This window comes from Gemmatimonadaceae bacterium (genome assembly GCA_040882285.1).
Lineage (GTDB): Bacteria > Gemmatimonadota > Gemmatimonadetes > Gemmatimonadales > Gemmatimonadaceae > JACDCY01.
This window is the reverse complement of sequence record JBBEBQ010000018.1, coordinates 37845-54186: the sequence shown is the minus strand read 5'-3', so window position 1 is coordinate 54186 and position 16342 is coordinate 37845. Positions and strand designations below refer to the sequence as shown.

Annotated in this window: 13 protein-coding genes; 3 read left to right on the top strand and 10 right to left on the bottom strand. The window is 67.1% G+C overall.

Translation table 11 applies throughout. From position 1 onward, the window contains the following. Both WEA80_09465 and WEA80_09460 read right to left on the bottom strand, forming a co-directional pair. Nucleotides 1-2517 (bottom strand): protein kinase, encoded by a 2517-nt coding sequence (locus tag WEA80_09465; GenBank protein MEX1186804.1) that lies wholly within the window; start codon nucleotides 2515-2517, stop codon nucleotides 1-3. A gap of 212 nt (nucleotides 2518-2729) precedes the next feature. Further along, nucleotides 2730-4550 carry a 30S ribosomal protein S1 gene (locus tag WEA80_09460; GenBank protein MEX1186803.1) on the bottom strand — a complete coding sequence of 607 codons (1821 nt, stop codon included), beginning with the start codon at nucleotides 4548-4550 and terminating at the stop codon, nucleotides 2730-2732. 464 nt (nucleotides 4551-5014) lie between these two features. On the opposite strand from WEA80_09460, the gene WEA80_09455 reads away from it, so the two are divergent. The 3 genes from WEA80_09455 to WEA80_09445 are packed head-to-tail and all read left to right on the top strand — an operon-like array spanning nucleotide 5015 to nucleotide 8225. Then, nucleotides 5015-6097: an HD domain-containing phosphohydrolase gene (locus tag WEA80_09455; GenBank protein MEX1186802.1), complete on the top strand. Its 1083-nt coding sequence runs from the start codon at nucleotides 5015-5017 to the stop codon at nucleotides 6095-6097. Beyond that, the gene (locus WEA80_09450) at nucleotides 6094-6720 is read left to right on the top strand and encodes a hypothetical protein (protein MEX1186801.1); all 627 of its coding nucleotides are present in this window, start codon (nucleotides 6094-6096) and stop codon (nucleotides 6718-6720) included. The genes WEA80_09455 and WEA80_09450 overlap by 4 nt, the downstream gene beginning before the upstream one ends. Then, the gene (locus tag WEA80_09445; GenBank protein MEX1186800.1) at nucleotides 6717-8225 is read left to right on the top strand and encodes a HAMP domain-containing sensor histidine kinase; all 1509 of its coding nucleotides are present in this window, start codon (nucleotides 6717-6719) and stop codon (nucleotides 8223-8225) included. Before WEA80_09450 ends, WEA80_09445 begins: the two co-directional genes overlap by 4 nt. A 108-nt stretch (nucleotides 8226-8333) precedes the next feature. Here WEA80_09445 and cmk read toward each other — a convergent pair whose 3' ends face one another. From cmk to WEA80_09405, 8 genes are read right to left on the bottom strand one after another with little or no spacing between them, the layout of a single operon-like run. After that, a complete protein-coding gene (gene cmk / locus WEA80_09440) occupies nucleotides 8334-9002 on the bottom strand; it encodes a (d)CMP kinase (GenBank protein ID MEX1186799.1) in 669 nt (222 codons plus the stop codon). Further along, the gene (gene aroA / locus WEA80_09435) at nucleotides 8999-10267 is read right to left on the bottom strand and encodes a 3-phosphoshikimate 1-carboxyvinyltransferase (GenBank protein ID MEX1186798.1); all 1269 of its coding nucleotides are present in this window, start codon (nucleotides 10265-10267) and stop codon (nucleotides 8999-9001) included. The genes cmk and aroA overlap by 4 nt, the downstream gene beginning before the upstream one ends. Then, nucleotides 10255-11133 carry a 2,3,4,5-tetrahydropyridine-2,6-dicarboxylate N-succinyltransferase gene (locus tag WEA80_09430; protein MEX1186797.1) on the bottom strand — a complete coding sequence of 293 codons (879 nt, stop codon included), beginning with the start codon at nucleotides 11131-11133 and terminating at the stop codon, nucleotides 10255-10257. Before WEA80_09430 ends, aroA begins: the two co-directional genes overlap by 13 nt. Next, nucleotides 11130-12020 (bottom strand): 4-hydroxy-tetrahydrodipicolinate synthase, encoded by an 891-nt coding sequence (dapA, locus tag WEA80_09425; protein MEX1186796.1) that lies wholly within the window; start codon nucleotides 12018-12020, stop codon nucleotides 11130-11132. The genes WEA80_09430 and dapA overlap by 4 nt, the downstream gene beginning before the upstream one ends. Next, nucleotides 12017-12724 (bottom strand): dihydrodipicolinate reductase C-terminal domain-containing protein, encoded by a 708-nt coding sequence (locus tag WEA80_09420; protein ID MEX1186795.1) that lies wholly within the window; start codon nucleotides 12722-12724, stop codon nucleotides 12017-12019. The genes dapA and WEA80_09420 overlap by 4 nt, the downstream gene beginning before the upstream one ends. Beyond that, nucleotides 12721-14076, bottom strand: a complete 1356-nt coding sequence (gene lysC, locus WEA80_09415; protein MEX1186794.1) for a lysine-sensitive aspartokinase 3 — start codon at nucleotides 14074-14076, stop codon at nucleotides 12721-12723. The genes WEA80_09420 and lysC overlap by 4 nt, the downstream gene beginning before the upstream one ends. Next, nucleotides 14073-15134: an aspartate-semialdehyde dehydrogenase gene (asd, locus tag WEA80_09410; protein ID MEX1186793.1), complete on the bottom strand. Its 1062-nt coding sequence runs from the start codon at nucleotides 15132-15134 to the stop codon at nucleotides 14073-14075. The genes lysC and asd overlap by 4 nt, the downstream gene beginning before the upstream one ends. Further along, entirely contained in the window at nucleotides 15131-16195 is a 1065-nt protein-coding gene (locus tag WEA80_09405; protein MEX1186792.1) for a M20/M25/M40 family metallo-hydrolase, read from the bottom strand. The genes asd and WEA80_09405 overlap by 4 nt, the downstream gene beginning before the upstream one ends. Between the last annotated feature and the right edge of the window lie 147 nt (nucleotides 16196-16342).

The window sequence follows — 16342 nt, the reverse complement described above, 5'->3', positions numbered from 1 at the left end:
TCACATACTTCGGCGCTGAGCCGCTGAAAGTGACGCGAATCGTGGTGCGGGCAGGCGCATTTCCCTCGTCGTAAGGTCAGCGAACCTCGCCTCCTGGCGAATACGGTCGAACCGCGAGTCCCATCCCACGTGCACGATGAACGTGGAACGCTCCTCGACTGCACGACGCAGCCACTTGAAGGCGCCGTCGGCATCACCCAATCCGGCATATACGGTGGCGATGTCGTAGGGCGAGACGTACTCCCTCTCAACCCGCTCGAGCAGGTCGTCGAGCGTGCGCCGCGCTTCCTCATCCCTCCCGGAGGCGGCAAGCGCATACCCGAGCGCCGCGAGCGTGAACGCGCTCTCGCTCAACCGCCTCGCCTCCCTGAAAGCCACGAGCGCGGAATCCGTCTTGCCCTGCCCGATGAGCGCCCAGCCAAGCACCACCTGCGCCCACTGGTCGGGCATCATCGCATTCGCCTCGGACGCGTACCGGGCCGCGTCATCGAAACGTGCATCGAAGAGGCTGTGCCAGCCGAGACAGGAAATGAGCATCGGGTTGACGGGGTCGAGAGCCACTGCTTGCCTGGTCTGCTCCATCGACTCCTGCTGCCTGCCCTGGCCCAAAAGGAAGTGCGCGTAATCGTGACGGATCTGGGCGTGACCCGGGGCCAGCTCGAGAGCGCGCCGGAAGCTTCGCTCGGCACCGTCCCAGTCCCAATCCTGCAGCATTTTTACCAGCGCGAGCTGCGCGTGCGCCTCGGCGACCAGTGAATCCTGCGCTAGCGCGGCCGTCGCCGCTCGCCGCATTCCGCCCAGGGCAACGCTCGGCGGGATCTCGCCGAAAAAGGCGAGGAAGTAATAGGCGCGTGACAGCCCGGCCTGCGCCATCGCGTGGGTCGGATCAAGCTGAACGGCGCGCTCGAAGGACTCGACCGCCTGCGGCAGCCGCCAGTGCGCCTGATAATACGCCCCCTTCAGATATGCTTCGTGCGCCGCAGGGTCGTACTCGCGGGCAGGCCCGGTCCGCACAGCACGCTTCTCTTCGGGTGCCGCGGCGGCGGCGATTGCGGCGACGAGATCGCGCTGCAACGCGAAGAGCTCGCGGACGTGCCGCGCATAGCTCCTTTCCCAGATCGGTGTCAGCGCCGGTGCCCGCATCAGTGAAGCCACGACCCGGACGGTGTCACCCTCGCGAACGAGGTTGCCCTGAAGCAGAACGTCTGCGCCAAGCTCCTGTGCGATCTGAGCCAGCGTCTTGGGGGCTCCCATGCCGCCCATGCCTCCGTTGCCGTTGCTCGCGTCCTTGCCGCCGCCACCGGCCGGAGTCGGATCCATGTATGACATGCCGCCGGCCGGCATTGCGGACATGCTCGCGGCCATCGGACCCGGCATGTTCTCTTGCATCGCGGCGTCGCCGGACATCCCCTTCCCCATCCCGGATGCATACCGCATCACCGACATGCGCGAGATCACGCGCACGCCGGCCACTCCTACCAGGTCGGTTATGAGGGCGTCGGTCAATCCTTCCGCCAGATACGCGTGCTCGGGATTGGCGGACGTGTTGACGAGCGGCAGGATCGCGATGGTCGTGAGCTTGTCCGCTGACCCGCGCGGGCGAAAAGCCCAGCCCGCGGCCAGCACGGCGAACAGCACCACCGCCGCGGCGGCGAACCGAGTTCCGCGCGACAGCGTGAAAGCCGGCCGAGCGGTCTCGTGCGCGCACGTCTCCAGCGCTTCTCTGAAGAGCGCCGCGCTCGCAAAGCGGTCCGCCGGAACCCGGTCGAGCCCGCGAAGCAGCGCGCGCTCGAGCGCTTCGGGAACCGCCGCGCGCACGGTTCGGATCCGCGGCGCCGAATTGCCCAGCCGTTTGGCGATAACAGTCTGCGCGGTGGGGCCGGTGAACGGCGGCTCGCCCGCGAGCATCTCGTACAGGACGGACGCTAGGCTGTACAGGTCTGACCGCGCGTCGAGCTCCGACTCCCCGCTGGACTGCTCGGGACTCATGTACGCCGGCGTGCCCAGCGTCATCCCCGTTGCGGTCATGCGCAGGTCGCCGGCGCTGCCGAGTGCGCGGGCGATCCCGAAGTCGGCGAGGATGGCGTGACCATCTTCCAGCAGGATGTTCTCTGGCTTTATGTCCCTGTGCAGAATTCCCTGGCGGTGGGCGTAATCCAGGGCGCTAGCCACCTCGCAGGCGATCCGCAGCGCATCCTCTACCGGCAGTTGCTTCTCGCGGCCGAGTCTTTCGCGGAGTGTCTCGCCCTCCACGAACGGCATGACGTAGTAGAGAGATCCTCCCGCCTCCCCGGAATCGTGCAGTGGGAGAATGTGCGGGTGTGTCAGCCGTGCAACGATCTCGATTTCCCGCTGAAAACGCTCCGCGCCAACGGTACGCGACAGCTCCGCGTCGAGGACCTTCACGGCAACCACCCGGTCGTGCTTGCGATCGCGGGCGAGGTACACGGCGGCCATGCCGCCACGGCCGATCAGCCGCTCGATCTGGTACCGGTCGGAAGGGAAATGCGGAAGCACTGGAGACGAATCGACCAAGCCGGCTCACTCCTGTTAGTTACACACTAGGTGCGGTTCACTGGTGACGCCAGAGCGCCAAAGGAGCTGTAAGCACAAACCTGACAAGAGAAGGGACGACTGGGCACGCAAAAAAGCCCGCCAGGTTTCGGCGGGCTTTTCAACTCGGGGGTGCCAGGCTCAGCCTCGGTACCTCGGCCGCTCCTACCTCAGCGTTACTCCGACGCAGCCTCGTCGTACGGAATGTCCGTCGGCGGCGGGCCGACAGCCGTGTAATCGTCGGTCTCCATCGGAATCACTGTCGAAGGCGTCTCCGGCCGGGGCGGCTGCTCTTCCGGGATGTTCGTCACCGCCAGCACGATGCGCCGGTGGATCGGATCGACTTCCATGATGCGGAGGTCGAGGTTCATCCCTTCATATACGATGTCGGCCGGGCTGCTGACCGGGTTGCCGAAGTTGAGCTGGCTCACCGGGACGAAGCCCTCGATGTCGTTGCCGATGTCCACCACCACGCCCTTGTCCATCAGGCGCACGACCCTGCCCGGCAGCTCCATCCCCACCGGATAGTTCTCGCCGATGCTGAGCCACGGATCCTCGGTCGCCTGCTTGAGGCCGAGCGAGATGCGCTTGTTGTCGCTGTCGATGTTCAGGATCACTACGTCCACGGCGTCGCCCTTCTTCACGACTTCCGACGGGTGCTGCACGCGCTTGGTCCAGGACATGTCGGAGATGTGGATCAGCCCGTCGATGCCCGGCTCGATCTCGACGAACGCGCCGAAGCTCGTGAGGTTGCGCACCTTGCCGTTGAGGCGTGTGCCGATCGGGTACCGGTACGGCAGCACCATCCACGGATCCTGCTCCGTCTGCTTCATGCCGAGCGAGATCTTCTCCTCGTTCGGATCCACCTTGAGCACGACCGCCTCGATCGCCTCGCCGATGGAGACGAGCTTCGACGGGTGGCGGACGTTGCGCGTCCAGCTCATCTCGCTGATGTGCACCAGACCTTCGATGCCCGGCTCCAGCTCGATGAACGCGCCGTAGTTCGTGATCGAGACGACCTTGCCCGCCACGCGCGTGCCGACCGGATACTTCTCGGCCACGTCCTTCCACGGGTAGCTCTGGAGCTGCTTGAGGCCGAGCGAGATGCGCTCGCGCTCCCAGTCGATGTCGAGAATCTTGACGTCGAGCTCCTGGCCGATCTGCACCATCTCCGACGGGTGCTGGATGCGGCCCCACGACATGTCGGTGATGTGGAGCAGTCCGTCCACACCGCCGAGGTCGATGAACGCGCCGAAGTCGGTGATGTTCTTGACGACTCCCTTGCGGACCTGATCCTTCGCCAGCTCCTTCATCAGCTTCTCGCGCTTGCCGGCCCGCTCGGACTCGAGGATGACGCGGCGCGACACGACGATGTTCCGCCGGCGCTTGTTGAGCTTGATGATCTTGAAGTCGAACGACTGGCCGAGCAGCTCGTCTATGTTGGGCACGCGGCGGAGCGCGATCTGCGAGCCGGGGAGGAACGCGTCCACTCCCATGAGATCCACGACCACGCCGCCCTTGATCTTCTTGATGAGGGTTCCGCGGGCCGGCTGATCCGTCTCGTACGCGACGCGGATCTTCTCCCAGACGCGCATGAAGTCGGCTTTCTTCTTGGAGAGCACGACGGACCCTTCCTGGTCCTCGAGGTGCTCGAGGAGCACTTCGACTTCGTCGCCGGGCTTGAGGTCGGGGATGTCCTTGAATTCTTCGAGCGGGACCGTGCCCTCGGATTTGAATCCGATGTCGAGCACGACCATGTTGTCGCGAATTTCGAGGACCTTCGACCGCACGATCTCGCCTTCCTCGATGGAGGCCATCGTGCCGGTGTACATCTCCAGCATCGCGTCGCGCTCTTCCTCGGTGTACTCATCCTCGTAGAGCTCGGGACGCAGGTTGGCAAGCGGGCGCAGCTGCGCCTTTTGCTGGTCGCGCTTCTCGCGCGCGGTCAGAGCGGGCTTGCCGGTTGGGGTTAGAACTTCGGTTTCAAGCTCGGCCATTAAATAGGGTTGTTCCAAACGGTTGAGGGTGGATGAAGGACAGCCTATAAACTTAGTCTATCTCGTTGGCATTCGTCAACTTGGGCGTACTTGGGGTACTGGTACGCTTTCCCCAAACTGTACCAGCACCGTTACGGAGGTGAGGGTGCGGACGCAGCCTACGGGTGGCTGGCCGCGGGGCGAGCCGGCCGCCGCGCCGAGTGAGAACTGACTGTATGTACAAAAAGAACAGGTTGGCGCGATCCGTCGATACACTTTAAGGTTCTGAACCAACAGCCGGGTCACCGCCGGCAGCCGACGTCCAGGGGCGGCGCGTGCGTAAAACGCGATCCGTTGACGCCGGCGGCAAATGGTCGTCATATCCTTGGTAACCACCATCGGCGTCGGGCCGATGGTGGTGCCGCTTCTGCGTGCGTCAGTGGCCGGCGAGCGTCCCCCGACGGGACGAGCGCGTGAAGGCGATCATGTTTGAACAGACACTCCGCAATGCGCGAATGCTCGTCGTCGACGACGAGCCGATGAACCTGCAGCTCCTGCGTCACATTCTAGAGCCTGCCGGTTACGTGCACCTCCGCCAGACTAGTGACGCGCGCGAAGTCGCCACGATCGCTGCCGAGTTTCACCCGGACATCGTGCTCACGGACCTGATGATGCCGCACGTGTCGGGATTGGAGGTCCTGCGAATCGTCCGCTCCTTGAACGGCAGTCCTCCGGTACCGGTGCTGATCCTGACATCCGACCATTCGCACACGACCATGCGTGAGGCGCTCGAAGCGGGCGCGAGCGACCTGCTGGCGAAGCCGTTCAGTCCGGCGGAGGTCCGGCTTCGCGTGCGCAACCTGCTCGAGATGCGCTTCCTCCATCTCGAGCTGCAACGCCAGAACGAGGTGCTGGATCAGCGCGTACGCGAGCGTACGCGAGCGCTCGACGCTGCGCGGCTCGAGACTCTGGAGCGCCTGGCGCACGCCTCCGAATATCGCGACGACAAGACCGGCGAACATGCGCGCCGCGTCGGCACGATGTCCGCGCTGCTCGGCGAGGTCCTAGGCGTTGGCGACGGCATGGTCGAGATCTTCCGACGCGCCGCACCGCTGCACGACATCGGAAAGATCGGTGTGCCGGACGCCATTCTGCTCAAGCCCAGCGGGCTGACCGCGGAAGAGATCGCCGTGATGCGCACCCACACGACGATAGGCGCGCGCATCTTGTCGGGCAGCGAGTTCCATTTGCTGCGGACAGCGGAGGAGATCGCGCTCAGCCACCACGAGCGATGGGACGGACAGGGATACCCGCGCGGCCTCGCCGGGTCCGCGATCCCGATCGTTGGCCGGATCGTCGCCGTCGCGGACACATACGATGCGCTTGTGCACGACCGTACATACAAGCGCGCGTGGTCTGTCGAAGAGGCATTTGAGGAGCTCGAGGCTCAGCGGGGCAGACAGTTTGATCCGGAGTTGGTCGATGCTTTCATAACGCTCGGTCCCGCTTTGGCGGCCGGCGGTACGCAGCTCGCGCGCCACTCACCTGCCGCTGCAAGCGTGCTGTGACGATTGCGCGTGTTGTCGCCATCGCCGCCATAGCGGCTATCGCCCAGGGGTGCGCTCTCGCGGCCGCCACGGGCGGTGCAGACGGTGGAGCCCTTGCGCCCACGCAAGCGCTGGACGCCGGCGACTTCGTCGGCGCGCGCACTCTCCTCCAGGCGAGGGCCAAGTGCACCGGCTCGACCCAAGGACGCGAGGCGCTGCTGCTCTTGACGTCGTTGGAGCTGGACCCGCGTAATCCGAGCAGATCGCCGGCCGCGGCCCTTGCGCACGCGCGCCTGTATCTGCGCCTGCCCGGGGAGCCGCCCGTACGTCGAGCGCTGGCGCGCGCGTTCTATGTGATCGGTCTCGAGATGAGCGGTGATGCGGCCGCGGCCGTGTCGCGTTCCTCAGTTTCGGGCCGGAGGAACGCGAGTGCGACGCCGGCCACCGGCGTGTCGGCGCGGGTTCGCGGAAAATGTCCCACGGTGGCCAGTGATCGCCTGCTTCCATTCGAGCCACTATCGTTGCCAGTGCAGACGGTTCACACTCGTCTCCGTGCCTCCGAGGAAGCACGCCGCGCTATCGAGAAGCAGCTGGCAGATCTCGCCGCGGAACTGGACCGCATTCTCGAGATCCTGCGTCAATGAAGATCCGCACGAAAATGGCGCTTGTCTTCGTCTCCCTCGCGGCGATACTCGCGCTCCCCGCGCTGTTCGCGGCCAGCCGGCTCTCTGTGCTGCGCGACATCGCGGTAGATCAGGGGGAGCGAAATGCGCAAGCTTCGCTCGCGCTCGGGCGTTTCCAGGCCGCACTATCTGAGCTCGATCGTGTAACGCGCAGCTACCTCGTCGCGCCCGACGCAGCGACGGGTGCGGCCGTCCGCGGCTCGCTTGGCGACATGGACGCGCAGATAGTCGCTCTCGCGTCCTACGGGTACGCCGATGCCGCGCGGCTGCCCCGCGCCCGGCTGGACTCGCTCCGTATATCCGCGTCCCAGCTGCAGAGACTGGTCCAGCAGGACCGGCTGGCGCAAGCGACGCGCGCGTTCGGCGCAATGCGAGCGCTGCTGGGGCGAACGCAGGGATCGCTCGGAGATCTCGCGTCCGAGATAGACCGCCGGCGCAACGTGGACCTAGCCAGTGCGCGAGAGGTGAGCGCCACGGCGGCCTCATCGACGATGCTTGGCGTGATCATCGCCGTCGTCGTGGCGCTGTTGATCGCAGCGTGGGCGTCGGAGTCGTTGGTCGGGCCGATAAACCGCCTGGCCACGGCGATGGCGGGAGTCGCGGATGGCGTGTTCGTCGTGCCCGATGGCCTCGCGCTGGAACAGCACGACGAGATCGGCGAACTGTCGCGCTCCTTCCACTGGATGACTCGCCGGCTGGCGGAGTTCCACAAAATGCGCGCGGAGTTCGTCGCGGTCGCGAGTCACGAATTGAAGTCACCGATCCACATCATCGGTGGATATGTCGAGCTCCTCTCAAACGAGATGAACGCGAACACCGGCAAGCGCCACCGCGACTTCGTCGAGCTTATAGGCGATCAGGTCCGGACCGCGACACGGCTGCTGAACCGCTTGCTGGACATCAGCCGCCTGGAAGCGCGCGGCTTCAACCTGTGCCCGGAAGAGGTTTCCCTGGAGTATCTGTTCGCGAGCGTCAATCAGTGGCTGGGACCTGTGGCGGGGCGGAAGCGGGTACACCTAGGCTGGGAAGTAGACCCGTCAGCGCCGGCGACGATCTCGGCCGATTTCGACCTGCTCCGCAGCGAGGTCCTGGGCAACCTCGTTTCTAACGCCATCAAGTTCACCCCGTCGGGCGGGTACGTCACCGTACGTGCGGCTCCGGCCGCGGCGGGAGTGCGCATAGAGGTGGCGGATACGGGCGTCGGTATTCCGTCACACCATTTGCCGTACGTGTTCGAGAAGTACTACCAGGTGGGGAGACGCGCACGGAGAGCGGGCAGCGGGCTCGGGCTGGCCATCGCCAAGCAAGCGGTCGAAGCACACGAAGGGACGCTCACTGTCGCGAGTATGCCCGGTGAAGGGACGGTCTTCTCGGTGATCCTGCCGCTTCGCGCTGCCGCCCCTGACACGGAGCGAGCCGACGATTCCCGCCGTCCCGTTCGCGCGGCACTGGTCCGGGCATCCTAGCGGTAGAGAATTCATTTCTGATTCATTGAGCCTGGCGCTCAAACTGTACCACTACCGTACTTGCGACTTCGGACTGAGGACTGGATCCGCAATCGCCGGTTAAGGCAGCTACTCGGAGGCTCCGGCGGCTCGGGCCAGGTCAATGATTTGACGGACCTGCTCGGCCTGGCTCATGTCGGTCGTGTCGAGGATCACGGCATCGGGGGCCGGGACGGTCTGAACTGCGTCCAGGACGTCGCGTTTTGCAAGTTTGGCGGTTTCCTCATCCAGTTCCGACTCGGTTCCCTCCCGGCCCAGGCGCTGCAGCAGCCGCCGGCGGGCACGCTCGCGGGCTTCAGCGAGCAGGAACACCTTTACGCGCGCAGTCGGCAGAACGACGGTGCCGATATCACGACCGTCCACCACCACGTCATGCAGATCCGCGAGGTGCCGCACCTGCGCGTTCACCCAGTCGCGTACGCCGGACATCTTCGCGACCGCTGAGACTTTTCCGGTGACGGCCTCGCCGCGGATCTCTTCCTCCGCGTTCTCGCCGCCGAGCAGCGGACAGAATGAAGCCTTGCGTGCCTCCATCTCGATGATGCGCGCCGCCTCCAGCACGCCGGGCTCGTCCCAGTCTCCCGAAGGGTTCGCCCGCAGCGCGGCCGCGGTCGCGGCGCGGTACAGCGAGCCGGAGTCCACATGATGAAAGCCGAGCGCCTCGGCCACCTGATATGCCGTCGATGTTTTGCCCGACGCGGCCGGCCCGTCGATGGTGATCGCGAACGGCTCCCTCACGCCACCACCTTTTTCAGGTCCGCCCAGAACCCCGGGTACGACACGGCGACGCAATCGCGGTCGTCGATCCGGATCTCGTTGCCGGGGGCGCAGCCGAGCACGCCGAACGACATCGCGATCCGGTGATCGCCGTGCGTGCGGACCGTTCCGCGGAGCGGCTTGTCGGAGCCGCGCACGGCGAAGCCGTCGTCGAACGCTTCGGCGTCGGCGCCGAGCGCCCGGAGGTTGTCCACGGTCGCCGCGATGCGGTCGCTCTCCTTCACGCGCAGCTCCGCGGCGCCGCGGACGACAGTCTCGCCCTCGGCGCGGGTCGCGACGCACGCCAGCAGCGGCAGCTCGTCGATCATCGCGGGGATCTCGCCCGGCTTCACGGAGGTCGCGCGCAGCGCGCCCGGGCCGGCGGTCACGGTGCCGGTCTCTTCGCCCGTCGCTTCCGTCTTGCCCGATACCCTGACCTTCGCCCCCATTCGCCGGATCGCGCGGATAAAGCCGGTTCGAGCGGAGTCGATGCACACGCCGGGCAAGATGACGCTGCCGCTCGCGGCCAGCGCCGCCAGCGCGACGAAGAACGCGGCTGAGGACGCATCGCCCGGAACGGTCAGCTCGAACGGATCGAGCGACGCGCCCGGAGTGAGCTTGGTTACGCCGTCGCGCGATCCCGTCACTTCGATACCCAGTGCGCGCAGCATACGCTCGGTGTGATCACGTGACGGCCGCGGCTCGCGCACGGAGACGGGCACGCCGGCGACGAGTCCCGCGAGGAGAATCGCGCTCTTGACCTGCGCGCTCGCGACTTCGCTGGTCCAGGCGACGTGCTGGAGATCTCCTCCCTGCACCGTCATCGGCAAGCCGTCACCCTTCGCGAAAGAGATCCGCGCGCCCATGGCCGTGAGGGGCTCGGCAATCCGCCGCATGGGACGGCGGCTGAGACTCTCGTCACCGGTGAACGTCGCGGAGAAAGGATGCCCGGCCACGACTCCCGCGAGCAAGCGCACGGTGGTGCCGCTGTTGCCGCAGTCGAGCGGCGACTCCGGCTCGCGCAGCGCCCGCACGCCCGTTCCGTGAATGCGGATCTCCGGCCCGAGCGGCGGCGCGTCGTTGCCGAGCGCGCGGAGCGCGTACGCGGTGGACGCGGTGTCTTCGGCGACGAGGATGTCGCGGATCACCGACTCGCCGTCCGCGAGCGCCGCGAGAATCAGGGCGCGATGCGAGATCGACTTGTCGCCCGGTACCCGCACGGTACCGGCGACGGTCAGCGGAGCCACGCCTCCAGCGTCGTCGCCAGATCCGTCTTCTCGTCGCGGTACTTCACGATGATCGGAGTCTGGAGCGAGAGCCCCTCCGCGCGCGGCCAGTCGCCCTTGATCGCGCGCGCTCCAGGGACGACGACGGCTCCCGGCGGGATCTCGAGCGGTTTTTCCGGCGTGCCGCGGTACACCTGCTCCCGAATGAGATCGTACACCGGCGTGCCGCGCGTGAGCACGACGCCGGCCGCGAGCACCGCCTTGGCGCGCACGACTGTGCCCTCGTACACGCCGCAGTTCCCGCCGACGATGACGTCGTCTTCGATCACCACGGGGGCGGCGTTGATCGGCTCGAGCACCCCGCCGATCTGCGCGCCCGCGCTGAGGTGCACGCGCGCGCCGACCTGCGCGCAGGATCCCACCAGCGCGTGCGAGTCGATCATCGTCCCTGCATCCACGTACGCGCCGACGTTCACGTACATCGGCGGCATGCACACCACGCCGGGCGCGACGTACGCGCCGCGGCGGATGGACGATCCGCCCGGAACGATCCGCACCTGGTCCTCGAGCGTGAGCTCGCGCAGCGGATACGTGCTCTTGTCGAAGAACTGCAGCTTGTTCCCCGGCCCGGCTCCGTCGGGCACCGACATCTCGACGAGATGCCCGAGACGGAAGCCGAGCAGGATGCCGCGCTTGACCCACTGCACGGCGTGCCAGGATCCGTCGCCCGCGCGCTCGGCGGCGCGCACCTCGCCCGCCTCGAGCGCCTGGAGCAGCGCCTCGAACCCGGACTGCGCGTCGGCCGGCAGCGGCTCGCCGGCCGGAATGGCCGCGAGCGCCTCGATCGTGTGCGACAGGTTCTCGCCCCACGCCTTGTTCCGCTTCATCCCAGCGCGCCCGCCTTCTCCAGGCTCTTCCGCACGGCGCTCTCATGCGCCTCAGCCAGGGGAACGAGCGGCAGCCGCAACACGTTCTCGATGCGTCCCTGCATCGCGAGCGCGGCCTTGACCGGAAGCGGATTGGATTCGACGAAAGCCGCCGCGGTCCAGTCCGCCAGGCGCGACTCGATGTCGCGCGCCTGCCGCATGTTGCCCGAGCGAACCGATTCCGTGAGCTGCGCTACGAGCTTCGGCGTGGCGTTCGACGTGACGGAAATGACGCCGTCTCCGCCGGCGGCCATGATCGCGACGGTGAGCGCGTCGTCGCCGGACAGGACGGAGAACCCGTCCGGCCGGTCGCGGATGATGCGGCCTATCTGCGCCATGTCGCCCGAGGCTTCCTTCACCGCCACGAGCCGCGCGTTCTCCGCGAGCTGGAGCGTCGTCGCCGCCTCCATGTTGCTCGCGGTCCGCCCGGGGACGTTGTACATCACGATCGGGAGATCCACCGCGTCCGCGATCGCCTGGAAGTGCGCGATGATCCCGCGTTGCGGCGGCTTGTTGTACATCGGCGATACGTGCAGCAGATGCGTCGCGCCCGCGGCCTGCATCTCGCGCGAGAACGTGATCGCCTTCTTCGTGTCGTTCGAGCCCGCGCCGGCGATCACGGGCACGCGCCCGGCGACCTGCTCGACCGTGATCTCCACTACCCGCCGGTGCTCGTCCGGCGAGAGCGTGGCCGCCTCGCCCGTCGAGCCGCACGGCACCAGGAAGTGGATGCCCTCGTCGATCTGCCAGTCTATCAGCGCGCGCAGCGCCTTCTCGTCCACCGCGCCGTCGCGGCTGAACGGCGTGACGAGCGCCGTGCCGGCCCCGAACAGTCGTCCGTGCTTCATGAGTCGCCGACTCCCGCGAGAAAATCGCGCATTGTGAACACGCCGCGCTTGCCGACGAGCCAGTCGGCCGCCGCGAGCGCGCCGGCCGCGAACACCGCGCGGTCGCGCACTGTGTGCGTGAGGGTGAGCTGCTCGGACTGTGAGTCGAGTATGAGCTCGTGCGTCCCCGGGACGGAGCCCGTGCGGATGCTGGTTATCGGCACCTTCCTGCCCAGCCCTTCGCGCGCGGCCTGCTCGATCACGATCGCCGTCCCCGACGGCGCGTCCTTCTTGGCGGTGTGGTGCGTCTCGACGATCTGGGCATCCCATCCCTCGATATCGGCAACGAGCGCGCCAGCCCTTCTCGCCAGGTCCAGGAATATCTGGATCCCGATGGAGAAGTTCGCGGACCAGAGCAGCGCGCCGCCGGCCTCCTTCACTTCGACGGTCACGGCATCCAGCGCGTCGTACCAGCCGGTGGTTCCGACCACCACCGGACATCCGGCCGCGACGCACGCCCTGATGTTGCGCGCCGCCGATTTCGGCTCGGTGAACTCGATCGCGACGTCGGCGCCTTTCAGCGATTCGCGCGTGATCCCGCTGCCGTCGGGATTCTCCTTTTCACCCAGGAGAGTCGTCACGGTCCACCCGCGATCCTTCGCCATCTCCGCGATGGTCTTCCCCATCTTCCCGTCGCCGATCACGGCGACCTTCCGCGCGCTCATTGCCCGTCCTCGAAGAACTCGGCGTGCAGCCCGCGCATTATGTCGCCTACGCGGCCGCTGTCCACGACCGCCGTGAGATTGATGGCGGTGGCGCTGAGCGAGATCATGTGCACGGTCGAGCCGGTGAAGCACGCGAGCGCGCGACCCATGGCGTCGGAGTGATCCGCGATCCCCGCGCCGACGATCGCGACTATCCCACGATCGTGCTCCACCGACACGTCGCCGAGCGCCGAAAGGTCCACGACGATCGAGTCGAGCCGGCTCACGTCGTCGAGCGTCATGGACACCGAGACTTCTGACGTCGCCACCACGTCTACCGAAGTCGTGTGTCGCTCGAACACCTCGAATACGCGGCGCAGAAAGCCGTGCGCCAGCAGCATTCGCGCCGCCCGCACGCGCACGAGCGTGATTCCCGCTCTGCCGGCGATCGCCGTCACCGCCCGCCGCGGCGCGTCGAAGGTGATCAGCGTGCCCGGCAGCTCCGGCCGGTTCGAGTTGAGCACGTACACGGGAATGCCGATGCGCACGGCGGGCGCGATCGTGCTCGGGTGCAGCACCTTCGCGCCGAATGACGCGAGCTCCGACGCTTCGTCGAACCGGATCCGCTCGATCGGCTGCGCGCCCTTCACCACGCGCGGGTCCCCCGTCATCATGCCGTCCACGTCCGTCCATATCTCGATCGCTTCCGCGTGCAGCGCGGCGCCGATCAGCGAAGCGCTGTAATCCGAGCCGCCGCGGCCGAGCGTGGTAGTGATCCCGTCTGCGGTGCGCCCGACGAAGCCGCCGAGCACGGGCACCTTCCCTTCCTTGAGAATCGGCAGCAGGATCGCGCGTGACTGCTCAGCGATCGCTTCGGTCTTCGGCACCGCCTGCATGAAGCTCGCGTCGGTGATCATCACGTCGCCCGCTTCCACGAGCTGCGCGGGAATCCCGCGCTCGCACAGAACCGCGGTCACGAGCTGCGAGGAGCACTGCTCGCCGATCGACGCGATCGCGTCGAAGCTCCGCGGCGTGACGTGCCCAAGAGTCTTCAGCGCCTCGGCGAGCGACGCCAGCTCGTCGAACAGCGCGCTCAGCTCCGCCGATATCTCGGTGGCCGCGGAGCTCGTGCCGAGCAGCTCCCCGCACACCGCGAGATGCCGATCGCGGAGATTCTCCACGCCGCGCAGCGCGCCGATGAGATGTCCCTTCGCGGACTGCTCGGCGACCGCGAGGAGACCGTTCGTCGCCCCGCCGAGCGCGGAGACGACGACGATCGGCTGCCTGTCGAGCCGGCCGCGCACGATCCCTACCGCGCGCTCGATCGCTTCGGCGTCGCCAACCGAGGTGCCGCCGAACTTGGCGACTATCACGCCGAAGGGATCGCGCCGGTGGAGAGCAGCAGCTCGGCGTTGAGTATGGAGCCGCCGGCCGCGCCCCGCACAGTGTTGTGTCCGACCGCCACTAGCCGCACATCCAGTATCGCGTCCGCGCGCACGCGCCCGACGACGACCGTCATCCCTTCGCCCGTGTTGACGTCGCGCCGCGGCTGCGGCCGGTCGGGCTCATTCCGCACCACCAGCGGCCGGTGCTTCGACCCCGGCAGCTCGCGCACCGCGGCCGAGCCGGTCCATTCGTCGAGCGCGCTCCGGACCGCTTTCAGGTCGGGCGACCCCTCGAGCCCGATCGACATGCAGATAGTGTGGCCGTGCTCGACCGGGACTCGGTTGGTGTGCGCACTGACCGTGAACGGAGCTTCCCGGATCGAGTCTCCGTCGAGCTTGCCGAGAATCTTGCCCAGCTCCCGCTCGACTTTCGCTTCTTCGTCGGCGATGAATGGGATCACGTTGCCGAGTATGTCGGACGACGGGACGCCGGGGTAGCCGGCGCCGGAGATCGCCTGCATCGTCGAGATGAAGATCTTGTTGATTCCGAAGCGCTGGTGCAGCGGCGCCAGCGCCATCGCAGCGACGGTCGCACTGCAGTTAGCGTTCGTGACGATGGCGCCGCTCCAGCCGCGCGCGCGGCGCTGGTGCTCGAGCAGGCGCAGATGATCCGCGTTGATCTCCGGTATGACCAGCGGCACGTCGGGGTCCATCCGGTGATTCTTGGAATTGCTCAGCACGGTCTTCCCCGCCTTGGCGAACATCTCCTCGATCGGGCCCGCCACCGACGAATCCATCGCGGAGAACGCGATCCGCGATTGGACGCCAGCCGGATCCGCCGGCAGCAGCGTCAGCTCGCCGATTTCCGGCGAGAGATCGCCGTCCTGCCATTTCACCACGTCGCGATACCGCTGGCCCGCCGACCGCTCCGATGCGACCAGCTCCGCGATCTCGAACCACGGGTGACCGGCGAGCAGGCGGATGAACGTCTGTCCGACCGCGCCCGTCGCGCCAAGGATGGCGACTTTCTGTTTCGTTCTGATCACTTGCGCGCCTTCTTGCTCGAGCGGGCAGGCCGCGCCGGCTCGTCTCCGCCCTCCTCCAACAGTGTGCGCACGAGCTTCTCGTAGGTGTCCACGCTCGCGCGCAGCTCGGCGACGTCGACGTATTCGTCCGGCGTGTGCGCGACGTGGATCGAGCCCGGCCCGAACAGCAGCGGCTTGCCCCAACGGCCGAGCAGCGGGATGTCGGTCGTGTATGCGACGGGCTCGATCTCGAATCCTTCGACCGTGTGGAAGTGCTGCGGCGGAATGTGCGAGCCCCACTCCAGCTCGGCCACGCCGCGGGCCCACTCCTCCAGCATCCGCTTGATCGGCTCGACGTCGCTGACTATGCGGAACATCACCTCCGCTTCGGCCTGGCCCGGGATGATGTTGCCTTCGGTGCCGCCGCGGATCACGCCGATGTTCACCGACGCCTCGCCCAGAACCGGATCGCTCGGCAGCTTCAGCTTTTTCACTTTCGGGAGCAGCTCCAGCATCGGGTCGATCGCCGACTGGCCGAGGTGCGGATACGCGGCGTGCGCTTCCTTGCCGCGCGTTCGGACGAACACGCGCAGCGAGCCCTTGGCCCCGCTGGCGAGCTTGCTCTCGGTCGGCTCGCCGTTGATGAGGAAGCTGCTGGTGGCCGGCAGGTTGTTCGCCGCGCGCGCGCCGTCGGATCCCTTCTCCTCTCCGACCACGAACAGCAGCTGCACGCGGTTCTCGCCCGAGGTGACGAGCCGGTCCGCCGCCGCCAGCATCGCGGCGGCGATTCCCTTGGCGTCTGCCGCACCTCGCCCGTACAGGCGTCCCTCCTCCAGTCTCGGCGTGAGGAACGGCGGCACAGTGTCGAGGTGGGTCGAGAGCGCGACACTGCCGGACTGGTCACCGTTGGCCGCCGAGCGCGTCGCCCAGACGTTGCCGCGGCCGGGCGACACCTCCTGGAAGCTCACGTTCCAGCCGCGCTTCACGAGCCAGCGAGTGACGAACTCGATGACTTCATGCTCCTGCCCGGACAGCGACTGGATCGATAACATCTCAGCCGCCAGCGCTACGACGTCTGTCATGTGGGGTAAGCTAACCGCGCACGATTGCTAGTGTTATCCGCGCTGGCCGGTCACGGCGGCGAGTCCTCTTCGGCGGCTACGCGAGCAAACTGCGCTCGCTAAGACGCCGCCTGCGAGGACCCGCCGCCGAGACCGGCCGCAGACATC